This window comes from Nesterenkonia aurantiaca, assembly GCF_004364585.1.
Taxonomy (GTDB): Bacteria; Actinomycetota; Actinomycetes; order Actinomycetales; family Micrococcaceae; genus Nesterenkonia; species Nesterenkonia aurantiaca.
On the sequence record NZ_SOAN01000007.1, the window covers coordinates 156099 to 179267 of the forward strand.

The 23169-nt window shown below is 67.5% G+C and carries 20 protein-coding genes; 7 read left to right on the plus strand and 13 right to left on the minus strand.

The features are described from left to right. Positions 1 to 60: 60 nt before the first annotated feature. From EV640_RS10120 to EV640_RS10160, 9 genes are all read right to left on the minus strand, one after another. Positions 61 to 1464 carry an NAD-dependent succinate-semialdehyde dehydrogenase gene (locus EV640_RS10120; RefSeq protein ID WP_084479558.1) on the minus strand — a complete coding sequence of 468 codons (1404 nt, stop codon included), beginning with the start codon at positions 1462 to 1464 and terminating at the stop codon, positions 61 to 63. Further along, positions 1464 to 3407: an FAD-binding monooxygenase gene (locus EV640_RS10125; RefSeq protein WP_036475469.1), complete on the minus strand. Its 1944-nt coding sequence runs from the start codon at positions 3405 to 3407 to the stop codon at positions 1464 to 1466. The genes EV640_RS10120 and EV640_RS10125 overlap by 1 nt, the downstream gene beginning before the upstream one ends. Positions 3408 to 3417: 10 nt before the next feature. Then, positions 3418 to 4203 (minus strand): HpcH/HpaI aldolase family protein, encoded by a 786-nt coding sequence (locus EV640_RS10130; protein ID WP_036475470.1) that lies wholly within the window; start codon positions 4201 to 4203, stop codon positions 3418 to 3420. After that, complete coding sequence (hpaH, locus tag EV640_RS10135) at positions 4188 to 4973, minus strand: 2-oxo-hept-4-ene-1,7-dioate hydratase (protein ID WP_036475472.1); 786 nt, start codon at positions 4971 to 4973, stop codon at positions 4188 to 4190. The genes EV640_RS10130 and hpaH overlap by 16 nt, the downstream gene beginning before the upstream one ends. 32 nt (positions 4974 to 5005) lie before the next feature. Beyond that, complete coding sequence (gene hpaD / locus EV640_RS10140) at positions 5006 to 6115, minus strand: 3,4-dihydroxyphenylacetate 2,3-dioxygenase (protein WP_133726385.1); 1110 nt, start codon at positions 6113 to 6115, stop codon at positions 5006 to 5008. Positions 6116 to 6262: 147 nt separating this feature from the next. Further along, positions 6263 to 7768, minus strand: coding sequence for a 5-carboxymethyl-2-hydroxymuconate semialdehyde dehydrogenase (hpaE, locus tag EV640_RS10145; protein ID WP_036475473.1), 1506 nt, complete (start codon positions 7766 to 7768; stop codon positions 6263 to 6265). 15 nt (positions 7769 to 7783) lie between these two features. After that, entirely contained in the window at positions 7784 to 8446 is a 663-nt protein-coding gene (locus EV640_RS10150; RefSeq protein WP_235181025.1) for a GntR family transcriptional regulator, read from the minus strand. Further along, entirely contained in the window at positions 8443 to 9930 is a 1488-nt protein-coding gene (locus tag EV640_RS10155) for a fumarylacetoacetate hydrolase family protein (protein ID WP_133726386.1), read from the minus strand. The genes EV640_RS10150 and EV640_RS10155 overlap by 4 nt, the downstream gene beginning before the upstream one ends. Before the next feature lie 270 nt (positions 9931 to 10200). Next, positions 10201 to 11682 carry an APC family permease gene (locus tag EV640_RS10160; protein ID WP_051501181.1) on the minus strand — a complete coding sequence of 494 codons (1482 nt, stop codon included), beginning with the start codon at positions 11680 to 11682 and terminating at the stop codon, positions 10201 to 10203. 303 nt (positions 11683 to 11985) lie between these two features. Between EV640_RS10160 and EV640_RS10165 the strand changes: the two genes are divergently transcribed. Both EV640_RS10165 and EV640_RS10170 read left to right on the plus strand, forming a co-directional pair. Then, a complete protein-coding gene (locus EV640_RS10165; protein WP_036475477.1) occupies positions 11986 to 12984 on the plus strand; it encodes an AraC-like ligand-binding domain-containing protein in 999 nt (332 codons plus the stop codon). Positions 12985 to 13011: 27 nt separating this feature from the next. Further along, a complete protein-coding gene (locus tag EV640_RS10170) occupies positions 13012 to 13629 on the plus strand; it encodes a TetR/AcrR family transcriptional regulator (RefSeq protein ID WP_166645909.1) in 618 nt (205 codons plus the stop codon). Between the two features lie 28 nt (positions 13630 to 13657). On the opposite strand, the gene EV640_RS10175 is transcribed toward EV640_RS10170, so the two are convergent. After that, entirely contained in the window at positions 13658 to 15685 is a 2028-nt protein-coding gene (locus EV640_RS10175) for a primary-amine oxidase (protein WP_084479559.1), read from the minus strand. Between the two features lie 81 nt (positions 15686 to 15766). Between EV640_RS10175 and EV640_RS10180 the strand changes: the two genes are divergently transcribed. Next, positions 15767 to 16363 carry a hypothetical protein gene (locus EV640_RS10180; protein ID WP_133726388.1) on the plus strand — a complete coding sequence of 199 codons (597 nt, stop codon included), beginning with the start codon at positions 15767 to 15769 and terminating at the stop codon, positions 16361 to 16363. After that, positions 16360 to 17769 (plus strand): aldehyde dehydrogenase family protein, encoded by a 1410-nt coding sequence (locus EV640_RS10185; protein ID WP_051501161.1) that lies wholly within the window; start codon positions 16360 to 16362, stop codon positions 17767 to 17769. The genes EV640_RS10180 and EV640_RS10185 overlap by 4 nt, the downstream gene beginning before the upstream one ends. Positions 17770 to 17832: 63 nt before the next feature. Here the strand turns inward: EV640_RS10185 and EV640_RS10190 are convergent, their stop codons facing one another. Genes EV640_RS10190 through EV640_RS10200 form a run of 3 tightly spaced genes read right to left on the minus strand, consistent with a single transcriptional unit; the run spans position 17833 to position 18710 of the window. Then, positions 17833 to 18000, minus strand: a complete 168-nt coding sequence (locus tag EV640_RS10190) for a hypothetical protein (RefSeq protein ID WP_036475479.1) — start codon at positions 17998 to 18000, stop codon at positions 17833 to 17835. After that, positions 17993 to 18331: an ArsR/SmtB family transcription factor gene (locus tag EV640_RS10195; RefSeq protein ID WP_051501162.1), complete on the minus strand. Its 339-nt coding sequence runs from the start codon at positions 18329 to 18331 to the stop codon at positions 17993 to 17995. Before EV640_RS10195 ends, EV640_RS10190 begins: the two co-directional genes overlap by 8 nt. A gap of 40 nt (positions 18332 to 18371) precedes the next feature. Then, positions 18372 to 18710 (minus strand): hypothetical protein, encoded by a 339-nt coding sequence (locus tag EV640_RS10200; RefSeq protein WP_036475480.1) that lies wholly within the window; start codon positions 18708 to 18710, stop codon positions 18372 to 18374. Positions 18711 to 18810: 100 nt separating this feature from the next. Here EV640_RS10200 and EV640_RS10205 point away from each other — a divergent pair, with 100 nt between their 5' ends. The 3 genes from EV640_RS10205 (at position 18811) to EV640_RS10215 (ending at position 23096) form a co-directional block, all read left to right on the plus strand. Continuing rightward, the gene (locus EV640_RS10205) at positions 18811 to 20196 is read left to right on the plus strand and encodes a cryptochrome/photolyase family protein (protein WP_036475602.1); all 1386 of its coding nucleotides are present in this window, start codon (positions 18811 to 18813) and stop codon (positions 20194 to 20196) included. Between the two features lie 281 nt (positions 20197 to 20477). Then, the gene (locus tag EV640_RS10210; protein WP_036475482.1) at positions 20478 to 21821 is read left to right on the plus strand and encodes a DEAD/DEAH box helicase; all 1344 of its coding nucleotides are present in this window, start codon (positions 20478 to 20480) and stop codon (positions 21819 to 21821) included. 126 nt (positions 21822 to 21947) lie between these two features. After that, positions 21948 to 23096, plus strand: coding sequence for a PP2C family protein-serine/threonine phosphatase (locus EV640_RS10215; RefSeq protein ID WP_036475483.1), 1149 nt, complete (start codon positions 21948 to 21950; stop codon positions 23094 to 23096). Positions 23097 to 23169 lie beyond the last annotated feature (73 nt).

Sequence of the window (23169 nt, forward strand, 5' to 3'; positions counted from 1 at the left end):
TCCCCTGCCTGATCCTCTGGTGGATCCTCAGTGGTGAACCTCCGCGTGAACCTGAGTGGGTCAGGACCAATCCACGCTCAGGTACTGCACCTCGGTGAACTCCTCCATCCCGAAGGACCCGCCCTCGCGGCCGATTCCGGCCTGCTTGACCCCGCCGAAGGGCGCGCTGGGGTCCGAGACGATCCCGCGATTGACCCCGACCATCCCGGCCTCGAGCCGTTCGGCGATCTTCATCGCGGTCTGCAGCTTCCCGGCATAGACATAGGCAGAGAGCCCGACCTCCGCGGCATTGGCAAGTTCGATGACAGCGTCCAGATCGGTCCAGGCCACCACGGGAGCGACCGGTCCGAAGATCTCCTCGCTGAGGATCTCCGCGTCCAGCGGCACGCCCGTGAGCAGGGTCGGGGTGAGGAACGCTGAATTGGCCCCCTCGGGCAGGACCGCCTGAGCGGCGATGACCGCGCCCTGCTCGGTCGCCCGCCGGATCAGGCCCCGGATCTCCTGCGCCGCCTGCTCGGTGATCATCGGACCGATGTCTGCGCCGGAGGCTGGGTCTCCCACGCGCAGCTGTGCAATCCGGGCACCGAACTTCTCGGTGAACTCTCCCAGCACGTCCTGGTGGATGTAGAACCGGTTCGCCGCGGTGCACGCCTGACCGCCGTTGCGGAACTTGGCGAGCATTGCCCCGTCCACGGCGGCGTCGATGTCGGCCCCGGAGGTCACGATGAAGGGCGCGTTCCCGCCCAGCTCCATGGAGGTGTTGACCACCCGATCGGCGCACTGCGCCAGCAGCCGCCTCCCGACCCCGGTGGAGCCGGTGAAGGAGAGCTTGCGCACCCGGTCATCGGCGAGCCAGGCGGTGACCACACGGCTCGCGGAGCTCGACGCCGCAACCTGTACCACCCCCTCCGGGACCCCGGCTTCGGTGAGGATCTCGGCGATCGCGAAGGCGGTCAGCGGAGTCTCGCTGGCGGGCTTGAGCAGCACCGCGCACCCCGCCGCCAGCGCGGGGCCGATCTTGCGGGTGGCCATCGCGGCCGGGAAGTTCCACGGGGTGATCAGCACCGCGACCCCCACCGGGTGCCGGGTGACCACATTGCGCACTCCCCCTGCCGGCGCCTCGGTGTAGTCCCCCGGGCTGCGCACGGCCTCTTCGGCATACCAGCGGAAGAACTCGGCGGCATAGCTGACCTCGGCAGCGGCGTCGGCCTGGGACTTTCCGTTCTCGGCCACGATCAGGTCCCGGAGCCGCTGCGCCTGTTCGCGCATGCCGTGGAAGGCCGCCATGAGCACCTCGGAGCGCTGCCTGGGCGTGGTGCCGCGCCAGGTGCGGAACCCGGCCGCTGCGGCGTCGACCATGGCTGCGGCCTGCTCCGCGGAGTGATCGTGAACATGGTCAAGGACGGCTCCGGTGGCGGGGTTGCGCACCGCGAGCATGCGGTCTTGTGCGTGGTCAGCAGTCATCAGATGGCCTCCAGGAAGATTTCGGCGAAGAAGTCGCTCAGCGCCGCGGTCTCGGTCAGCGGGAGCACGTGGGCGACGTATTGGTCGGGGCGCACGACGACGACGCAGCCCTCCCGGCTGATGCCGCGCTCGCCGAAGATGTCCTGCTCCGGGTGGGTGCCGAAGATCCGGTCCCGCGCGGTAAGTCCGAAGGGCCCCACCGTGGGCAGGAACGCGCGCGGCGCATCGGTGACGTCGAACTTCTCGTGCGGCTGCTGATAGATCACCTTGATGTCGAAGAGCGTGTCCTCATCCTGGGCGGCCGGGGTGTGGCGCAGCACCGGTGAACCAGGGTCGGTGTGCAGCCAGTGCGCCCAGTCGGTGAGCGCGGAGGGCGCACCCGCGGCGGGGGCATCGGCGAAGGCGTAGATCCGCCAGCGGCCGTCCGCCGTGGCGAGGTGTCCCAGCTGCAGCGGGTTGCCGTCGCAGACCCGTGAGACCAGGGCGGACTTGAACCGTTTGCCCACCGGGTAACCGGTGGCCAGCGCCTGATGGGTGGCCTTCCCGGTGATCATCGAGGGGGTGTATTCGGTCATGAATCCGGCGGGGAACTCGATGGTCTTGACATAGAAGTCCTCCAGCGCGGAGGGGTCCTCCATCTCTTCGGGCCTCTGTGCCATCAGGGTGGACCACTTCTTGTCGAAGTCGATCAGGTTCTGCGCGATCACCTGGCGCTCGTCCGAATAGGTGCTCAGCAGCGCTGCCGGGCTGCGTCCGGTGAGCACCTGTCCCAGTTTCCAGCCGAGGTTGAAGCCGTCCTGCATGGACACGTTCATCCCCTGCCCGGCCTTCGCGCTGTGGGTGTGGCAGGCGTCCCCGGCGATGAACACCCGTGGGGTCTGCTGAGCCGTGAGCTCAGCGGGCACGTCGTCGAACCTGTCCGTCACCCGGTGTCCGACCTCGTAGACGCTGTGCCAGGCCACGTGCTTCACGTCCACCGTGTAGGGGTGCATGATCCGGTTGGCGTGGCCGATGATCGCTTCGATGCTGGTCTGGCGGACCTGAGCGCCCTCTCCGGGCTGGACCACCCCGAGATCCACGTACATCCGGAACAGGTGTCCGCCCTCACGCGGGATCAGCAGGATGCTGCCGCCGGAGCGAGACTGGATGGCGCATTTGCGTCGAATATCGGGGAAGTCGGTGACCGCCAGGACGTCCATCACGCCCCAGGCGTGGTTGGCCTTGTCCCCTTCCAGGGTTCGACCGATCGCGGCGCGCACCCCGCTGCGGGCTCCGTCGGCGCCGAGCACGTATTTCGCCCAGACGGTGCGCTGCTCACCCGGCTCAGCCGTGGCTCCGGCGGCCTCGCCGGTCGCGTCGCTGGTCGCGTCGCCTCCGGCACTAGCCGTGCGGCGCAGCGTCACCTCGACCGGGTGCTCCCCGGTCTCGTGCACGTTCAGGTCGACGAACTCCCAGCCGAAGTCTGGTGCCATCCGGGAGGGCGAGTTCGCCATGGACTCCCCGAAGTAGTCCAGCACCCGCGCCTGGTTGACGATCAGGTGCGGGAACTCGCTGATCCCGTGCGGGTCATCGGCGGGACGCGCGGTGCGCACGATGTCCTCCGGCGCCTCAGGGTTCGGCTTCCAGAACGCCATCTCGGTGATGTGGTACGCCTCGTTGGAGATCTCATCGGCGAAGCCGAACGCCTGGAAGGTCTCCACGCTGCGCGCCTGGATGCCGTCGGCCTGCCCGACCTGGAGCCGGCCTTCGCGCTTCTCGATGATCCGGGTGTGGGCCTGGGGGAACTGCGCCAGCTGTGCGGCGGCGATCATTCCGGCGGGGCCGGTGCCCACAATGAGCACATCCATGTGCTCGGGAAGCTGAAGCGGGCGGTCCAGTCCGACGCCGGCGGGTGCCTGCACGCGCGGGTTCTTGGAGACATAGCCGTGGTGGTGGAACTGCATAGATGACTCCTCAGTGAGCGGTGCGGGGGATGAAGTCTGTGGCGAGCTGCTCCGAGCCTCGGGCCACGAGCGAGACGTCGGCGCCCACGAGCACCCAGGACGCTCCGGCGTCGAGGTAGTCCCGGGCGGCCACTGGATCGAAGGCGTTGACGCCGGCCGTCGTGCCGGCACGCTTCGCGGCGCTGAAGGTGTCCTTCACGGCCTTGACCACCTGGGGGTGGGTCTGCTGACCGAGCAGGCCCATCGAGGCCGAGAGGTCGCTGGGACCGGCGAAGATCCCGTCGATGCCCTCCACCGCGGCGATGGCCTCGGCGTTCTCGACTCCCTCCATGGTCTCGATCTGGAGATAGACGCTGATGTGGGCGGCCGCGTCATCGAGATAGCTCTGCACTCGGTTCCAGCGCCCGGAGCGGGCCAGAGCGTTGCCGATTCCCCGCCGACCGGCCGGCGGGTACTGGGTGGCTGCGGCGACCGCGCGGGCCTGTTCCGGGGTGGAGATCATCGGGATCAGCAGGTTCGCCACGCCGAGGTCCAGCACCTGCTTGATGCTGACCGGGTCATCAGAGGAGAGCCTGACCAGCGGAGTCACCGGGTAGCCGGAGAGCGCGTGCAGCTGGGCGAGCACGGATTCAAGCCCGTTGGGGGCGTGTTCCATGTCGATGAGCACCACGTCGAGACCTGATCCGGCCATGATCTCGGCCATCACGGGTGACCCGGAGCAGACCCAGCCGCCGATCAGCGCACGATCGGCGGCGGCGAGCTCCTCGCGCAGGGTGGGTGTCAGTTGAAGCGGCATGTCAGGGTCCCCAGCTCTCTATAGTCACAGGTCACGGTGTCCCCGGGCTCCACCCACATCGGCCGGGTGAAGGAGCCGGCGAGGATCAGCTCGCCGGCCTGCAGGCTGTCGCCGTGGGAGGCGAGCTTGTTCGCGAGCCAGACCACGCCCATCGCGGGGTGGTTCAGCACCGCGGCGGCGACGCCGGACTCCTCGATGGTCTCGTTGCGGTAGAGCAGCGCGGAGACCCAGCGCAGATCCACCGCATCCGGGGCGACGGGGTTGCCGCCGTAGACCATGGCGCCCATCGCCGCGTTGTCGCTGATGGTGTCCACGATGGTGCGCCCGGCCATCTCGATCCGACTGGAGAGGATCTCCAGCGCGGGGACCACGTAGTCCGTGGCATCCAGGACGTCGAAGACCGTGATCCCGGGGCCCTTCAGCGGCTTGCCGAGCTTGAAGGCGAGCTCGACCTCGATGCGGACGTTGGAGAAGCGGCCGTGCTCGATCACTGAGCCGTTCTCGAAGACCATATCGTCGAAGATCGCCCCGTAGTCGGGTTCGGTGATCCCGGTGGCCACCTGCATGACCTTGGAGGTGAGCCCGATCTTTCGGCCCACCATCCGGCGGCCCGAGGCGACGGCGCGGCGTCGCCATTCGTTCTGCACCGCGTAGGAGTCCTCGATGGTCATCTCGGGGTGGCGGGTGGTCAGCAGCGGGATCATGCTGCGCTGCGCCTCGGCCTCGGCGAGCTCATCGGCGATCGTGGTGATCTGTTCTGGGGTCAGCATTCTGTTCTCCGGATCATGGTCGCTCGAGGGCATCAGAGCTGGTGGCCCAGCTTGTACTCGCCCTGTTTCCAGGACGGCATGGACTCCTCGTCCTCCTTGCGGGTATAGGAGAACCCGTCGGCGCCGATGGTCACGTCCATCTCGGAGTTCTCGGTGCGCTCCACCGAGGGGACCGGACGACCGTGCAGGTCCAGCACGGTGGAGGCCTCGGTGTACCAGGATGGGACCACCGGGTTGCCCCACCAGTCGCGGCGCTGGTTGTCATGCACGTCCCAGGTGACCACCGGGTTGTCCGGGTCTCCGGTGTAGTAGTCCTGGGTGTAGATCTCGATCCGGTGCCCGTCGGGGTCACGGATGTAGAGGTAGAAGGCGTTGGAGACTCCGTGCCGGCCGGGACCGCGCTCGATGTGGTCGGAGAGCCGCAGTGCCCCGAGCTTGTCGCAGATGGCGAGCACGTTGTGCTTCTCATGCGTCGCGAAGGCCACGTGGTGCATCCGAGGCCCGGCGCCGCCGGTCATCGCGGTGTCGTGCACCGTGGGCTTGCGCCGCATCCAGGCCGCGTAGGTGGTGCCGTGCTCGTCCTGGATGTCCTCGGTGACCCGGAAGCCGAGGTCCTCCATATAGGCCACGGCCTTGGGCACGTCCGGGGTGACCTGGTTGAAGTGATCCAGCCGGACCAGGGCGCCGGGCGTGTAGAGGTCGTAGCGCCACGCCAGGCGTTCCACATGCTCCACGTCGTGGAAGAACTCGTAGGGGAAGCCCAGCGGGTCCTGGACTCGGACGGAGTCTCCGATGCCGCGGGTGAAGCCTTCTTTGGCGCGGATGACCTCGCAGCCGAGCTCTCGGTAGAAGGCCTCGGCCTTGTCCAGGTCCTCCGGTGCACGGACCCGGTAGGAGAAGGCGGCGACGGCGGCCTGCTCGCCGCGGCGCAGCACCAGGTTGTGGTGGATGAACTCCTCCATGGAGCGCAGGTAGATCGCGTCCTCGTCCTCGGCGGTGACCGTGAGGTCCAGGACGTCGACATAGAAGTCCCGGGAGCGCTGCAGATCGGTCACGATCAGCTCCATATACGCGCAGCGCAGGATGTCCGGCGCCGGGGAGGCGGGGGTGGGGATCCGATCCTGGGTGGGGGTGTCAGTCATCAGAAGCGTCCTTGCTCGATGGTGGAAGGTGTGGGGGTGTCGCGCTGCCGGGTGTGGCAGTGCGGCGAGGTGGGTCTTGTAGCAGGCCAGGGTGGCCGAGCGGGGTGGCGGGGCAGGCTTGCTGGCCGGGCCACCGGCTCAGTCGGCTCAGTCGGCCTTGCCGAAGACCGGGTTGTGGACCTCGCCGAGGTTGATGTGCACGGCCTGCTGGTCGGTGTAGAAGTCCAGCGATCGGTAGCCACCCTCGTGGCCCAGTCCGGAGGCCTTGACCCCGCCGAAGGGGGTGCGCAGGTCACGGACGTTGTTGGAGTTCAGCCAGACCATCCCGGCCTGGACCGACTGGGCGAAGTTGTGCGAGCGTTTGAGGTCATTGGTCCAGATATAGGCGGCCAGCCCGTACTTGGTGTTGTTGGCCAGCTCAAGCGCCTCCTCGTCGGAGTCGAAGGGGGTGATCGCCACGACCGGACCGAAGATCTCCTCCTGGAAGATCCGCGCCTCGGGCGCCACGTCGGCGAAGACCGTGGGGGCCACGAAGTTGCCGGTGGGGAAACCCTCAGGGCGGCCGCCGCCGGCGACCAGCCGGGCCTCCTGCTTGCCGATCTCGATGTAGCTCATGACCTTCTCGAAGTGCTCAGGGTGCACCAGCGCTCCGACCTCGGTGCCGGGCTCGTGCGGCAGCCCCACCTTGACCCGTTCGGCCTGGGCCGCGTAGCGCTCGAGAAACTCCTTGTAGATGCTGCGTTCCACCAGGATCCGGCTGCCCGCGGTGCAGCGCTCGCCGTTGAGCGAGAACACCCCGAAGACGGTGGCGTTGATGGCCGCCTCCAGATCCGCATCGGCGAAGACCACGGCGGGCGACTTCCCGCCGAGCTCCATGGAGAGCCCCTTCAGCGCCGGTGCCGCGTTGGCGAAGATGGTCTGCCCGGTGCTGGATTCTCCGGTGAAGGAGATCAGCGGCACGTCGGGGTGTTTCACCAGGGCATCGCCGGCCTGCTCACCGAGCCCGTTGACCAGGTTGAACACGCCCTTGGGCAGTCCTGCCTCGTTGAAGATCTCGGCCCAGAGGCTGGCGGAGAGCGGCGTGAACTCAGCGGGCTTGAGCACCACCGAGTTGCCCGCGGCAAGGGCTGGTGCCAGCTTCCAGCTCTCCAGCATGAATGGGGTGTTCCAGGGGGTGATCAGACCGGCCACCCCGATGGGCTTGCGGCTGACATAGTTGATCTGCCGACCCGGCACCTTATAGACGTCATCGGCCTGGGCGACGATCAGATCGGCGAAGAAGCGGAAGTTCTCAGCGGCGCGTCTGGCCTGCCCCAGCGCCTGGGTGATGGGCAGCCCGGAGTCGAAGGACTCCAGCTCAGCGAGCCGGTCGCCGCGGGACTCGACGAGGTCCGCGATCCGGTGCAGCACCCGGGAGCGCTCCCTGGGCAGCGTCTCGCGCCAGGGTCCGGTCTCGAAGGCCCGGGCGGCAGCGGCGACGGCGAGGTCGACGTCGGCCTTCGTGCCGGCGGCGGCGCTGATGTAGACCTCATTGGTCACCGGGTTGAGCACCTCGAAGCTGCCGCCCTCGACCGAATCGAGGAGCTCGCCGTCGATGTAGTGCTGGATCCGATCCGGCAGATCAGCCGGAACGGGGCTCTGGTAGTCGTTCATCTGTGGTGGGTCTCCTTAGGAAGAGGTGCGCTGCTGGCGGTAGGCCTCGACGGTGCGCCATTTGTGCTCGCGCACGGCCAGCTCGATCTCCAGCGGCTCGGCGTTCTCGCGGATGAGTCGCAGGATGTCGTCATGTTCCATCACCGAGCGGGGCGCCCGGTCAGGGACGAAGGCGAAGGTGGAGCTGCGCAGACCGGACATCCGGTTCCAACCGCGGTCGGCGAGCTCTGAGATGTGCGGGTTGGGGCAGCGTTGGAAGAGCGCCCGGTGGAACTTCTCGTTGAGCGAGGTGAAGGCCACCGGGTCGAAGTCCTCCAGCATCGCGCGCATGGAATCGTTGATCGCCTGGGCCCGGGCGAGGTCGGCCTCAGTCATCAGCGGCAGCGCCAGTGCGGTGGCGGCTCCTTCGAGCACGCCGAGGGTCTGCATGGTGTCGATGTATTCGTCCTGGTTCACCATCGCGACCCGGGCCCCGACGTTGCGCTCGAACTCGATCAGCCCTTCGGCCTCGAGCCGGCGCACCGCCTCGCGGACCGGGACCACGCTGATGCCCAGCTCCTTGGCGATGGCGCCCAGCACCAGCCGGTAGCCGGGGTTGAACTCACGGCCGATGATGCGCTCGCGGATCCAGTCGTAGGTCAGCTCGGACTTGCTGATCCGCTCGTCGATGCGGATCACGGACCTTCCCCCGCTTCGACGGGCGCCTCAGCGCCGGGGCGCCCCTGCTCCTCCTCGTAGCGGGCCCGCCAGGTCGAGTTCATCGGGAACAGCCCGTCCACCGGGTGTCCGGCCCTGACCTGCTCCGCGACCCAGGCGTCCTCGGTCTCCTTGACCAGCGCCGCCTGGGCCACCTCCGCGGCGATCGCCGCGGGAAGCACGATCACGCCGTCGTCGTCTCCGACGATGACGTCCCCGGGCTGGACGGTCGCCCCGCCGCAGGCCACGGTGAGGTCCGCGTCCCAGGGCACGTGCTTGCGGCCCAGCACCGCTGGGTGCGGGCCCTGACTGAACACCGGGAGACCGATCTCGGCCACGGTGGAGTAGTCGCGCACCCCTCCGTCGGTCACGACGCCGGCCGCACCGCGGTGCAGCGCGCGCAGCGCCAGGATGTCACCGAGGGTGCCGGAGCCGCGCTCGCCGCGGGCCTCGATCACGATGACCTCGCCTGGGCCCACGGAGTCGAACACCTGTTTCTGAGCGTTGAAGCCGCCGCCGTGGGCGGAGAAGAGGTCCTCGCGGTGGGGCAGGAAGCGCAGGGTCCGCGCGGTGCCGATGAGCGTGGCGCCGGGCCGGGTGGCGCGCACGCCATCGATGGTGACGTTGTTGTAGCCGCGTCGGCGCATCTCCTGTGAGAGCGCAGCGACCGGCACCTGCTCCAGCACGGCGCGCAGCTCGGGATCCACCCCGGAAGCCTGCTTCGGCGGCAGCCCGGCGGCCTCGCGAGAGCCCCAGGCCTCTTCGCGCTGGGTGTCATCCACCGTGGGCAGCGATCCCAGTGCGGGATCGAACTCTGCCGGAACCTCGGTGACCGGACTGATCAGCCGGCCGCTGGTGAGCCCGCCGGCTGCGTCCACCTCGACCTCGATGGTGTCCCCCGGTTCCGCCACGGAGGCGCCGGCCGGGGTGCCGGTGAGGATGATGTCCCCGGGCTGCAGGGTCAGGTGCTGGGAGAGGTCGGCGATGAGCTGGGTCAGCGGGAAGATCATCGAGCCGCTGGTGCCGTCCTGCACCAGGTGGCCGTTCTTCCAGGTGCGCAGGCGCAGCTGGGTCGGGTCCACTGCGGCGGCGTCGATGAGCTCCGGGCCGACCGTGGTGTAGCCGTCGCGCCCCTTGTTGCGCACGTTGGAGCCCTTGTCGGCGGCGCGCAGATCGTAGAGGCCCCAGTCATTGGCCGCGGTGACCGCCCGAACGTGGGCCCAGGCTTGATCGGCGGTGACCTGCCGCGCCGTGGTGCCGATGATCAGCGCGATCTCGCCCTCGAAGGCCAGCAGCTCGGTCCCGCCCGGGCGCTGCACCGGCTCCCCGGAGACGCCCAGCGAGCTGGTCGGCTTGAAGAAATAGGACGGGGTGGCGGGACGTCGGCCCCGTTCCGCGGCACGAGACTCGTAGCTGATGTGGACGGCGACGATCTTGCCCGGTGTGCCCAGCTCTTGTGCGCTCATAGGATCTCCTCCTCGAACCGTCCCGGATCCTTCCGGCGGATGATATTCCAGATCGTATACGGTATGTGATGCGGCGCACAAGCTTCTGCGTGGAATCTCTTGTTCCTGTCATCGAGTGTGCAATCTGCGCAGGTTCTTCCGCCGAAATCACCCGGAACGGTGGTCGAACTGCACCATCGATGCGGCAGGGCGACACGGCGGGGCGGCAGGGTGACGGGGCGACAGGGCGGCGACGGGCGTGGCGGAGCGGACCGGCTTGGCAAGACCAGCTCAGCCGATGTTCGCCTGGCGGACCCCCTCATAGATCTCAGGGCGCCTCACCCGCAGATACTGGGCCCAGAGCAGCCCGACCACACCGGATCCCACGATCACACCGGGCAGGATGAACACGAGCGCCGGGGAGCTGGAGGAATCGATCATCACCTCGAAGTTGAACATGATGAGCACCGCGATGATGCCCAGTCCGATGGCCGCCAACAGCGGAGCAATGGTGCGCACGAAGAGCGGATGCTGCTCGGGATCTCGGTTGAAATAGCGCAACACCGCCACCGAGGTGATGCACAGCAGCAGCACCAGACCGAATCCCGCGGCATTGGTCAGCCAGGGGAACATGGTCAGCACCGGAAACAGCGGACCCAGCTCCGATCCGGCCCCGGCGATCGCGAAGATCAGGATGAACCCGAGCCCGAGTCCGCTCTGCACCAGAGAACCGACCACCGGCGCACCGCTGCGTGCACCGGTGTGCGCCAGAACTCCGGGCAGCACCCGGGCGCGGCCCATGGAGAAGAAGTACCGGGCGGCGGCATTGTGGAAGGCCACAAGTGCCGCCATGATGCTGGTCAGGAAGAGCACCGCGGCAAGATCGACCAGCAGGGCCGGGAGCCTGCCCTCGAGGAAGACGAAGACCAGGTCCGGACCCCACTCCTGGGCCTGCGCCACGATCTGGGAGGGGCCGAGGCCGATGGCCAGCGCCCAGGAGGATGCTGCATAGAACACCGCGATGATCCCGACGGCGATATAGGTGGCACGAGCCACGGACCGTTCCGGGTTCTTCGCCTCCTCGGAGTAGATCGCTCCGGACTCGAAGCCCATGAATGCCGCCATGCCGAACGCGAGCAGCGCTCCCAGGCTTCCGTTCATCCAGTTCTGCGCAAGCAGCGGGGCCGCGGTCACCCCCTCGGGAGCCGAGGAGAGCGAGAGCAGACTCACGACGATCACGACGAGGAACTCCAGAAGCACGATCACCGCGAGCACCTTCGCGGAGAGGTCGATGCGGTTCACGCCCAGCCAGGCCACCAGCAGCCATCCGGCCAGAGCACAGATCCACCAGGCGATCGTGACGCCGAAGAGGCCCTCGATGAGGGAGGACGCGGTGAACCCGAAGACGCCGTAGATGCCGATCTGCATCGCGTTATAGGTCATCAGCGCCAGGAACGCGGTGCCGATGCCGGGCCGGGTGCCGAGACCCGAAGCCACATAGGCATAGAAGGCACCGGCATTCTGCACATAGGTGCTCATCCGACCGTAGCCCACGGCGAAGAGACCGAGGATCACGCCCAGCAGCAGGTACCCCACAGGCACGCCGGACTGCGCCGTGATCGCGAAACTGGTGGTGGCGCCGCCGGCCAGAACCGTCAGCGGCGCGGAAGCGGCGATGATCAGGAACACCAGGGCAGGAACGCCGAGCGTGCGTCGCGCCAGTGCGGTGTCCGCCACCGCCGCGGGCCGGGTTGAGGCAGAGTGCTCAGTCATCAGGTGCTCCATCTCTTCGCAGGTGCCGGCCGGGTGCAGCTGCCGGTGCTTCGAAGTATCCCGAGACGCGGACGGATGAATCTTGCACCACGGTGCACAGGCCTTGCGGATCAAGGCTGAGACCTCCAGGCACGCCTCGTTTGCCCGGGTGTCCCGACCCACCCTTTACATTGCCTGTGAGCACTGTCACACTCAGAAGTCACCCAGGTTCACGTGTTTGAAATCCCTCTGTCATCGATTTTGAGCACGCGCTCAATAACCTGGGATGGACCCCTGCACTGCGGCCACTGCACAGGAGAGACGATGCCCACCACCCACGCCACGAGTGCGGACCTCGAACGGCCCTCGCCCGAGCTCTCCCCTCCGACCACCGACCTCGCCACCTGGCGCGAGGCCATCGCCGCCGCCGTCGTCCCGCTCGACATCCAGGCAAAACCGGGCACCACCTTTGCCGGGCGCATCCGCAGCTCCTGCGTGGACGGCGTGGGCGTCTATGAGCTGCTCACCACCGCCCACAGCGTGCGGCGCACCCCGAGCCTGATCTCCAAGCACGACCCCAGGTTCTACAAGCTCAGTCTGCAGCTCTCCGGACGGGGCATTCTGGAGCAGGACGGCCGCCGCGCCGACCTGGGTCCCGGGGATCTGGCCATCTATGACACCCACCGGCCCTATGCCCTGCACTTCCCCGAGCCCAGCCGGACCATGGTGATGGTGATCCCTCGCGAGCCGGTGGACCTCACCGCAGAACAGATCGCAGGGGTCACCGCCACCTGCTTCTCCCACGACCGCGGATTCGGACGAATGGTCAACCCGTTCTTCGTCGAGCTCTGCAACAGCATCGAGCAGCTGCCAGGGGCCTATGGCGCTCGGCTGGTCCATTCTGCACTGGACCTGATGGTGACCATGCTGGCCCAGGAGCTCGACAGCCGCCGCGAGGAACCCAGCTCCATCACCGGCAGCCTCCACCGGGAGATCCGCGAGTACATCCTGAACCACCTGAGCGATGAGACGATGACCCCGGCCTCTATCGCCGCCGCGCATTTCGTCTCGCTGCGCTACCTCTACACGATCTTCTCGGGGCAGGGCGACACGATCTCCGCCTGGATCCGTGCCCGTCGGCTGGAGCATATCCGCCGGGACCTGCTCGACCCGCTCCACGCGCAGCGCACCGTCTCATGCCTCGCCGGCCGCTGGGGCCTCCATGACGCCGCGCACTTCTCCCGGCTGTTCAAGGCCGAGTACGGCGAGTCCCCGAGCGTGTACCGCCGGCAGCGTCTGGTCGGGGGGTCGCGGGCCGCCTGAGCTCGCGTGATGCGGGAGAATCGGCTCATGCCGAAGAAGATCGACCGTGAAGACCGCCGCCAGCAGATCGTGCGGACCTATCTGCGCATCGCTGACCGAGATGGACTGGAGGCGGCGACCTCCCGGGCCGTGGCCACCGAGCTGGGAGTCTCGACCGGGTCGCTCTGGCATTACTTCACCGGGTTCGACGACGTCGTGTTTCGTGCCTTCACCTTGATCTTCGATCGCACGAACACCCGGATCACCGAGCAGGTCGGCGAGCTGGCCGGCCTGCGGGCTCTGATCGCCATGCTCCGAGAGATCCTGCCGGTCGGCGAGGAGACCGAACGTGAGGCCCTCATCGTGGCCAACTTCTGGGGCCGCGCATCATCGAAGCCTGAGCTCGGTCGGTTCCAGACCGAGGTCGGCGCTCGGTGGCACCGCCAGATCACCGACCTGCTCATCGAGGCGATAGAGGCCCAGGAGCTCATCGACTCCGTCCCGGTCGAGGAGCTCACCGATGTACTCATGGTGCTGATCACCGGCCTGCAGGTGGAATGCGCGCTGCGCACGCCGCTGTCCCCGGCGGAGCGGCAGTGGCGGATGGTCCGCCACTGCCTCTCCCCCTGGCTCACCGAAACGGGCCATGCCGCGGTCATCGCCTGAGAGCTGCCCGACCCGCAGGTGAAACGGTTCAGCTGCAGCCGCAGCCGCAGCCGCCGGATCCCTCGGCATCACCGGATGCCTCGGCGCCGCCGGATCCTTCGGCATCACCGGTCCTGGAACCCTCCGGGGTCGCCGCGCAGTGCCCGGAGGGCTCCGGGGGCACGTCCAGGGTCGGGTTGCGGTCGAAGAAGCCGTTGGGGGTCAGCGTGAAGCCTGCATAGTCCACCGGCATGATCGGCCAGTCCTCGGTCCGCGGGAAATGGGTCAGCCCGAAGGTGTGCCACAACACCAGGTCTTCTCCCTCCAGCGAGCGATCCTGCTCGATGTAGCTCGGCAGCCCGCCGAATCCTGGGTTGAGATTCACCTGGTCGCCGGCTGGGAACTGCTCGTCGGGATGATGCTGGGTCACCCACAGATGGTGCCCGGCGAAGGCCGCGCGGCGCCGGATCGAGGAGTCCTCGGCGGCCAGCAGCGTGGGACTCTCCTCAGGGTGCAACAGATACGCGGTGGGAGCTCCGAGCCGGTTCGTCTGCTCCGCGCTGCTGATCTGCCAGACCCGCCCCACCGAGCCCTTGGCGTCGCGCACCGCCTGCTTCTCCGAACGCAGCCGGGTGACGCTGCGGGTAAAAGCATTGCCCCACGGGTTCTCCTCGCTGGTGGGCACCTGGACAGCGTCGATCTCATCGATCGAGTTCCTGATTCCATCCACGGTCATGTCCAGCCGGGCGCTGAAGAGGTGTTGATGGACGGGTGCCCCCAGACCCGGGGCCAGTTCGGTGGCGTAGGGGTAGTCGGGCGAGGGCATGCCGGAGGTGAAGACGATTCCGGTGGCCTTGGACTCCAGCTCGATCTTGCCGTCAAGGTAGAGGTACCAGTAGAAGCCGTAGTCGTAGTTGCCCACCGTGACGAAGAAGGAGATCACGAGTCGGCGCTGGCGGCGCACCTCGCTGGTGCCCGAGAAGTCGTCGGTGTGCTTCCAGAGGATGCCGTAGTCCTCCTCGTGGATGCAGATCGCATTGGGCAACGTCTTGGGCCGACCGTGGTCATCGACGACGACGGCGTCCACATAGGTGATCTCCCCCTTGCAGTCACAGCCGAGCTCCAAGGCGTTGGCGAGCCGACCGAACTGGTACTCACCGACGTCGAAGTAGTTCTGCCAGGCGTGGGTGGGTGTGGGGTCCCCATAGTTGACCACCATCTCCGCGACCGAGCCGCGGTAGAGGATGGGCCGGTCGACGCCGCGATCGTGGAAGCTCAGCTGGTGCAGGGTCAGACCCTCGCGGCCGTTGAACCCGACCCTGACCTTCCAGTTCTCCCAGGCCAGCACGCCGTCTTGGAGGCTGAAGCTGACCCCCTCGGGCTGGGTGATGGAGATCGGCTTCAGCGAGGTGCGGTACTCCCCCCGAACGGCGGGGTCCAGGTAGTCACCGGACTCCTCGGGCACATGCATCACCTCGGTCTCCACCACACGCAGGACCTTCTTATGGGTCAGGTCCACGTGGGCCACGACTCCGTCGATCGGATGCGCCCATACCGAGTCGCTCGGGTAGTCCTGGCGGAACGCCAGCGCGCGGACCATGCGCACCCCGACCTCATCGGAATAGCCGAAGATCCCTGCGGAGAGCCCGACGACGACGACCTGGTCCAGATCGGTCACACCCCGCTTGGCGACCGCCTCGACCCAGCGCGGATCTGCCTTCACGATCGGGTCCGCGCCGGCGAGGTCTTCGTCGAAGCTCGGGGCCGAGCCCTTCTCCACCGCGTCGACCTCACGGCGTTCCACGATGGCCTCGCGGTCCAGGTCCAGCACCAGCTCGGTGAGTGTCAGCGTGCTCAGGTCCGTGAGCAGCAGCGCCACCTGACGCGGCAGCCGAACCCCGGGGCTCCAGGCGATGACGTCTTGCTTGCTGGGTTCGCGCAGCGTCACGTAGGAGACGCGGGTGGCATCGGTGAGCAGGGATTCGCGTTCCAGCACACCCCGCATCGCCTCGATCTCGGGGACCGAGAGCGGTGTCAGTGGGTGGCGGGACTGCGGGTCTGAGGTCTTGTCAGCCATGGTGATCCTCCTTATAGTTGAGCGCACGCTCAACAATAAATATGACACATCTCACACAGGTTTCGGAAGGGTTCGATGCATATGACGATCCTGCTTCGTCGGACGGCGGCCGCGGGCGCCGCCCTCTCCGGACTGCTGCATCTGCTGATGCTCACCCATGGGCACCACCTGGGCTCGGCCCTGGCGATGGCGGGGATGGCGATCATCTGCCTGCCCTGCGCCGGGCATCTCTGGCGGACGCCCAGTCCCCGCTCCTGGCTCACGATCGCGGCGATGAATGCCGCCATGCTGGGGCTGCACCTCTGGCTGATCGCCGGGACCGAGCAGAGCCACACGGACCCTGTGAGCCGGACACCCGGCGCCGATCAGGCTCTGCTGGGCGACCATGCCCATGCAGCCGCGGGCCCGCTGGGGACCGGCCTGCCCGCAGGCACCGAAGCCGCCGTCGTCGAACCTGGATCCGGCCCGGGCCTGCTGCACGAGGCGCTGCTGCCACTGGCCTCCGGGCTGGCCACCCTCGAGATCCTGCTGGCGGTCACGGCGCTGATCCTGCTGCGCAGAGGACCAAGCGTGCAGACAGGCAACAGAGCCCTGCACGCTGAATCAATCTCGATCTGCGCGAACGAGGCCATTCTGATCCCAGCACCATCCCCCACCGACAAAGGAGTCACCCGATGAGCACCCAGACCACTGACCTTCTGGACCGCATCCAGGATCCCGAAACGGGGCGTGAGATCCTCGATCCGGCCACCGGCGAACGGGTGGGCTTCGCCCCTCAGGCCACCGCCGAGGACCTCGACGCCGCGGTCGCCCGCGCCCTTGCAGCGCAGCCGGGCTGGGCCGCCAGCGGCGAGGACACGCGCAGGCAGGCCCTGCATGCCGCCGCGGACGCCGTGGAGGCCCACGCCGAAGAGCTCGCCCGACTGCTCTCGCGGGAGCAGGGCAAACCGCTGAACGGTCCGAACGCCAGGTTTGAGGTGGGAGCCTGCGCGGCGTGGCTGCGCACCACCGCCGATCTGACCCTGGAGCCCGAGGTGATCGTCGACGACGAATCCGGCCGAGCCATCATGCACTACCGTCCGCTGGGCGTGGTCGGGGCGATCGGTCCCTGGAACTGGCCGATGATGATCTCGATCTGGCAGATCGCGCCGAGTCTGCGGATGGGCAACACCGTGGTGATCAAGCCCAGCGGGTATACCCCGTTGAGCGTGCTCGCGCTGGTGGAGGTGCTCAATTCTGCGCTGCCGGCAGATGTCCTGCTCGCGGTTCCGGGCCGCGGTGATATCGGCGACCGGCTCTCCCGGCACCCTGATGTCGCGAAGATCATGTTCACCGGCTCCACCGAGACCGGGAAGTCCATCGTGAAGGCCGCCTCGGACACCATGAAGCGGATGACCATGGAGCTCGGCGGCAACGACGCCGGGATCGTGCTTGAGGACGCAGACCCACGTGCTCTGGCCGAGGGGATCTTCTGGGGAGCGTTCATCAACACCGGGCAGACCTGTGCGGCGCTGAAGCGGCTCTACGTGCCGGATGCGATCTATGACGAGGTCTGTGAGGCGCTCATCGAGGTGGCCAAGACCATGCCGATGGGCATCGGGCTCGAAGAGCAGAATGTGCTCGGTCCGCTGCAGAACCGGGCGCAGTGGGAGATCGTGGACCGGCTGGTGCGGGCGGCCAAGGACTCCGGCGCGCGGGTGCTGCTCGGCGGCGATCCCGACCAGGAGGCCGCCGGGAACTTCTACCCGACAACCCTGGTCGCCGACATCGACCCGCAGAACCCCCTGGTCATCGAGGAGCAGTTCGGCCCGGCCCTGCCGATCATCCGGTACACGGACCTGGATCAGGCCGTGGAGTGGGCGAACGCCCTGGACGAGGCTCTGGGCTCCTCGGTCTGGTCAGCGGACCCCGCCCGCGCGGTCGAGGTCGCGGCCCGACTCGTGGCCGGCACCACCTGGATCAACAAGCACGGCGCGGTTGATCCTCGGATCCCCTTCGGCGGCGCCCGAGAGTCCGGGTTCGGCATGGAGTTCGGCGTGGCCGGACTGAAAGAGGTCGCTCAGCCGCATGTGATCAGCCAGTAGCACCCGACTGCGCGGAAAGGGGAGCCCCCTCGTCGGGGGCTCCCCTTCCGGTGCGCGAGCGGCTCAGTGCTCGTCGTAGTGGTCCTCATGGGCGGCGTGGCGGTGGCCGTCGTGGACGTAGTCCACATGGTCACCGTGCTCCACGGCCTCGTGTCCACAGTTCTCGCCGTGGGTGTGGTCTTCGAGCTTGTGCTCCGCGGTGCGGTGCTCGTGGGTCTGGTGCTCAGTCATGATGGTGCTCCTCACCGGCGGACACGCCCGCCGATTCTTGGGGTAGTGGTTCCTGGACGTGGGCAACGGCGTCGGCGATGACATGGGAGACGTGCTCGTCGGCCAATCTGTGCTCGATCTCCCGGCCTTGGCGCTCGGCGAGCACCAGGCCCGCCTGCTTGAGCGTGCGCAGGTGCTGGGAGACCAGCGGCTGAGACATCGAGGTCAGCTCCACGAGCTCGTTCACGGTCCTGGGGGAAGCTCCGATCAGGCACAGCAACCGGAGCCTCGACTCATGACCGAGAACCTTGAACAGCTGGGCCGCGCTGGTCAGCGCCGGGTTGTCACTCACAACAACAGAACACCAGATATATAAGAATATTGCAATATATTTATTGAGACGCACTCTCATCTGTGTCATCCATCGCATCGAGCTCGGCCAGCGCATCCTCGGCCGCCGCGATCCGCCGGGCCTCGGGGAGCTCCCACCAGTAAGGGCCGCGCTCTCCCAGCCCGGTCTTGGCGAGACCGACCCGTCTCCGCGAGGCGGCCACCCGCTCCGCGTCGTCGGTCTTCTTCCCGGCCCCGACCCCGGACCTTCCACGGCCCAGATGTGACTTCAACGCGGCCACCAGCTCCTCGGGAAGCGCCGGATCGGTGCGGCGCCAGCGTCGTCCCTTGATCACCAGCCAGCGCTCGGACTCCTGGGCAGATCGCGTCTCCTCGGCCATCGACATCTCCTTCATCGGCCCAGTGGATGATCGGGCACTCCTGCTACTGTGCCAGCCAGGACGGCCGTTCGCGCGGCGCCGCTTCGCCGAAAGGGCACTGATGACCCGCACGCTCCTCTGGTTCCGCGACGATCTGCGCACCGCAGATCATGAAGCGCTGCTCACCGCGTGTCAGCGCGCGCAGAATCCGGGCGATGTCCTGGCACTCTATGTCCTCGATGAGGTGAGCCCGGGGGTGCGTCCGCTGGGCGGTGCGGTGAAGTGGTGGCTGCATCACGCGCTGGCGTCGATGCGGGAAGAACTTGCCGAGCTCGGCATCCCGCTGCTGCTGCGCGCCGGAGATCCCGCAGTGATCCTGCCCGCCCTGGCCCAGGAGCTCGGCGCCGAGAAGGTGCAGTGGTCGCGGCGCTACGGCGGACCCGAGCGCGCGGTGGACGCCGGGATCAAGGCCGCGCTGCCTGAGCTGGGCATCGAGGTGGAGAGCTTCAACGCCTCGCTGCTGCATGAGCCCTGGACCGTGCAGACCAACACCGGCGGACCCTATAAGGTCTACACCCCCTTCTGGAAGCAGATCAGCGTGCGCGACCCTGGGGCCCCGCATGAGCGTCCGGCTGCGCTGGGCACGCTTGCCCAGGCCGAGGCGGCGCTTCCCACCCTGGAACAGGGTGCCGGGGATCTCGAGGCGTGGGAGCTGCTGCCCACCCGTCCGGACTGGGCCGGGGGCCTGCGTGAGAACTGGACCCCCACCGAGGCCGGGGGCCACGATCGGCTGCGCGAGTTCCTGGAACACCAGGTCGAGGACTACGACGACGCCCGGGACACCCCAGCCGGGGACGGCACCTCCCGGATCTCGCCCTACCTGCGCTTCGGCCAGCTCAGCCCGCGCCAGGTATGGCACGCCGCGCATCAGCAGACCGATGAGGCGGTGGACAAGTTCCTCTCCGAGATCGGCTGGCGGGAGTTCTGCTGGCACCTGCTCTTCCACTTCCCGCAGCTGCCGCACACCAATCTTCGCGCCCAGTTCGACGCCTACCCCTGGAAGTCGCGCCGCGACGCGCCCGAAGACTTCCGCGCCTGGTCCAAGGGCGAGACCGGGTTCCCCTGGGTGGATGCCGGGCAGCGGCAGCTCTGGGAGACCGGACACATGCACAACCGGGTACGGATGGCCTCGGCGAGCCTGCTGATCAAGAACCTGGGCATCGACTGGCGCGAGGGTGAGGCCTGGTTCTGGGACACCCTGGTCGACGCCGATGCCGCCTCGAACCCGGCAAACTGGCAGTGGGTGGCCGGCTGCGGAATGGACGCCGCGCCCTACTTCCGGATCTTCAACCCGGAGCGGCAGCGGGAGCGCTTCGACCCCAAGGGCACCTATGTCAGCACCTGGATCCCGGAGCTGAACTCCCCCGACTACGCCACCCCGATCGTGGACCTGAAGGCCTCGCGCGAGGAGGCGCTGGAGCACTACAGCCAGATCAGCGGCAAGTGATCCGCCCGCCCATGGGGTAGGGTGGAGATTCTGGTGCCCACCTCGTGTGAGTGCCCGCGTCGTAAGAACGCCTTGATCAACGGGGCCGTGTTTTCCACCGGCCCACGTTTCAGCAGTGATTTTCTCGCGGCGACCGAGTGCATCAACCGATGCCTTCGCCCCAAGCCAGACCAGTCTCAGGCGGGTATACCCCTGCCTCCTCTGTGTCTGGCGCTTTCTGAAAGGCTCCCGCCATTTCTGAGACCCAGACCTTCGCCGACCTCAACGTTCCCGCACCGCTGGTGCGCGCTCTCGCTGCAGACGGCAAGATTGATGCATTCGCCATCCAGCAGCAGACCCTGGCCGACACGCTGAGCGGACGCGACGTCCTCGGCCGCGGCAAGACCGGCTCCGGGAAGACCCTCGCCTTCTCCATCCCGATGGTCGCACGCCTCGGTGAGAAGAACGCCGCAAAGAACCGCCGTCCGGGCCGTCCGCTGGGCCTGGTCCTGGCTCCGACCCGCGAGCTGGCCACCCAGATCAACGCGGTCCTCGAGCCCCTCGCGGCCTCGTACAACCTCAAGACCACCACCATCTTCGGCGGAGTCACCGCATCGCGCCAGATCAATGCCCTGAAGTCCGGCGTGGACATCGTCGTAGCCTGCCCCGGCCGCCTCGAGGACCTGCTGAACCAGCGCGCCCTGAGCCTGGAATCGGTGGAGATCACCGTGCTGGACGAGGCCGATCACATGGCCGACCTCGGCTTCCTCCCGGTGGTCACCCGGCTGCTGGAGAAGACCGATTCCAAGGGTCAGCGGCTGTTCTTCTCCGCCACCCTGGACAACGGTGTGGACAAGCTGGTCAAGCGCTTCCTGAACAACCAGGTGATGCACTCCGTGGATGAGGCCACCTCCCACGTCTCCGCGATGACCCACCACGTCTTCGAGGTCCACAACGACGATAAGCGCGACCTGGTGAAGCAGCTGGCCTCCGGCACCGGACGCCGCATCCTCTTCACCCGCACCAAGCACCAGGCCAAGAAGCTGGCCAAGCAGCTCACCGATCAGGGCACCCCCGCGGTGGACCTGCACGGCAACCTCTCGCAGTCCCAGCGCGACCGCAATCTCGCCGCATTCGGCGAGGGCGACATCAAGGTCCTGGTCGCCACCGACGTCGCAGCCCGCGGCGTGCACGTGGACTCGGTGGAGCTCGTGGTCCACGTTGATCCGCCGGCCGAGCACAAGGCGTACCTGCACCGCTCGGGTCGCACCGCCCGCGCCGGCAGCGCCGGTGACGTGGTCACCGTGATGCTCCCCGAGCAGCGCCGCGACACCCAGGCGCTGCTGCGCAAGGCGGCCATCGCCGTGCACCCGATCCGGGTGAACTCAGAGTCCGATGCCGTGAGCGAGCTGGTCGGTGCCACCGCCGAGTTCGTGAAGCCCGCACCGCGGGCCCCGGTCCAGCAGCAGCAGCCTCGCCGTCGTCCCGGCACCTCCTCCCCTCGTGGCGGCGGTCCGGCACGCGGCGGCCGCGGCGGCTCCGGCGGCCCGTCCCGCGGCGGCCAGGGCGGACCCGCCCGCGGCGGGCGCCCCTCGGGTCGCAGCGGCGCAGGCGCAGCGGGACGTTCCTCGCGCCCGGCACGCTGATCTGAACGGTCCTTCTGAGGACCTGAAGATGACAACACCGCAGGTGGGTGGGCCTTAGGGCCCACCCACTTGTGCATTAGGGTGATCTCAAGCAGATACTGCACATAAGCTTGAGGAGAACTGAACATGACGGACGAAGAGCGTCGACAACGCGCACTCGACGCACTGAACATCCTTGACACTCCGCCGGACGAACGAGTGGACCGGATCACCCGACTGGCTCAGCAGATCTTCAATGTGCCCATGGTCAGCGTGACGCTGATCGATCGCGACCGCCTCTGGCGCAAGTCAGAGATTGGTCTTGGGCGGGCCGATGTGTCACGCCGAGATGCTTTCTGCGACGTTGCAATCAGCCAGACGGACACGCTGGTGATCGAGGACGCGTCACAGCATGCGGCGTACGCCGCGAATCCCTTCGTCCTGGGGGACCCACACCTGAGGTTCTACGCCGGACACCCTCTCCAAGCACCTGGTGGCGAACACGTGGGCACTCTGTGCATGCTTGATACTCAGCCACGGACACTAGATGCTGACCAGCGCAACCTTCTGAAGGATCTCGCGCTCTGGGTCCAGACGGAGCTCGCCCAGCAGCAGGAGCTGGACCACGCGGCTGTCGTGCAGCGCGCGCTCACTCCGCGGGACCTCCCCCAGCCTGCCGGATTCACCGTCACAGCCGGCTCCGCTCCGGCGGGCGCCGTCTCCGGAGATTTCCATGACGTCACGTTGCGGGGAGACCGCCTCCGCATCACCCTGGCTGATGTCATGGGCAAAGGCACTGGGGCCGGCATCATCGCCTCTGCCGTGCGGGCCTCCATGCGAACCGCTCCGGAACGATCGCTGCTCGCCACCGTCGCCGAGATCGATTCGCTCCTCGAACAGGATATTGGCGATCTGAATATGTTCGTCACGCTCTTCTGCGCCGAGCTCGACACCGGAACGGGTCGGGTCAGCTACGTGGACGGCGGACACAGCCTGAGCTTCGTCCTACGCGCAGACGGCACCTGGGAACACCTGAACTCCACTGGGCTGCCCCTTGCCATGGGCATCGGCGAGCCGCACAGCCTGGATTCGGTGCAGCTCGAACCCGGGGATTCACTCATGAGCTGCAGCGACGGGCTGCTGGACCTTCTCGACCTCGAGGCTCCTTTCGAACAGGTAGCAGAGATCATCTCCCGATACGGACTCGACGGAGCCGTTCAGGAAGCTCTGCGTCGTGCGGGGCGCGCGAAGGCTCCTGATGATGTCACCGTGGTCGTGGTCAGGAGAGACTCTTGACTCGACGGCTCATCCTGATTCGGGTCTTCGCCGTCCTCGCCGTGCTCACCGGGATCAACTACCTCACCTGGCG

What these genes read in the sequence shown, in the direction of transcription:
- EV640_RS10120 (WP_084479558.1), bottom strand. Translation starts at nt 1,464, where the DNA reads ATGACTGCTGACCACGCACAAGACCGCATGCTCGCGGTGCGCAACCCC.
- EV640_RS10125 (WP_036475469.1), bottom strand. Translation starts at nt 3,407, where the DNA reads ATGCAGTTCCACCACCACGGCTATGTCTCCAAGAACCCGCGCGTGCAG.
- EV640_RS10130 (WP_036475470.1), bottom strand. Translation starts at nt 4,203, where the DNA reads ATGCCGCTTCAACTGACACCCACCCTGCGCGAGGAGCTCGCCGCCGCC.
- hpaH (WP_036475472.1), bottom strand. Translation starts at nt 4,973, where the DNA reads ATGCTGACCCCAGAACAGATCACCACGATCGCCGATGAGCTCGCCGAG.
- hpaD (WP_133726385.1), bottom strand. Translation starts at nt 6,115, where the DNA reads ATGACTGACACCCCCACCCAGGATCGGATCCCCACCCCCGCCTCCCCG.
- hpaE (WP_036475473.1), bottom strand. Translation starts at nt 7,768, where the DNA reads ATGAACGACTACCAGAGCCCCGTTCCGGCTGATCTGCCGGATCGGATC.
- EV640_RS10155 (WP_133726386.1), bottom strand. Translation starts at nt 9,930, where the DNA reads ATGAGCGCACAAGAGCTGGGCACACCGGGCAAGATCGTCGCCGTCCAC.
- EV640_RS10160 (WP_051501181.1), bottom strand. Translation starts at nt 11,682, where the DNA reads ATGACTGAGCACTCTGCCTCAACCCGGCCCGCGGCGGTGGCGGACACC.
- EV640_RS10165 (WP_036475477.1), top strand. Translation starts at nt 11,986, where the DNA reads ATGCCCACCACCCACGCCACGAGTGCGGACCTCGAACGGCCCTCGCCC.
- EV640_RS10170 (WP_166645909.1), top strand. Translation starts at nt 13,012, where the DNA reads ATGCCGAAGAAGATCGACCGTGAAGACCGCCGCCAGCAGATCGTGCGG.
- EV640_RS10175 (WP_084479559.1), bottom strand. Translation starts at nt 15,685, where the DNA reads ATGGCTGACAAGACCTCAGACCCGCAGTCCCGCCACCCACTGACACCG.
- EV640_RS10180 (WP_133726388.1), top strand. Translation starts at nt 15,767, where the DNA reads ATGACGATCCTGCTTCGTCGGACGGCGGCCGCGGGCGCCGCCCTCTCC.
- EV640_RS10185 (WP_051501161.1), top strand. Translation starts at nt 16,360, where the DNA reads ATGAGCACCCAGACCACTGACCTTCTGGACCGCATCCAGGATCCCGAA.
- EV640_RS10190 (WP_036475479.1), bottom strand. Translation starts at nt 18,000, where the DNA reads ATGACTGAGCACCAGACCCACGAGCACCGCACCGCGGAGCACAAGCTC.
- EV640_RS10200 (WP_036475480.1), bottom strand. Translation starts at nt 18,710, where the DNA reads ATGGCCGAGGAGACGCGATCTGCCCAGGAGTCCGAGCGCTGGCTGGTG.
- EV640_RS10205 (WP_036475602.1), top strand. Translation starts at nt 18,811, where the DNA reads ATGACCCGCACGCTCCTCTGGTTCCGCGACGATCTGCGCACCGCAGAT.
- EV640_RS10215 (WP_036475483.1), top strand. Translation starts at nt 21,948, where the DNA reads ATGACGGACGAAGAGCGTCGACAACGCGCACTCGACGCACTGAACATC.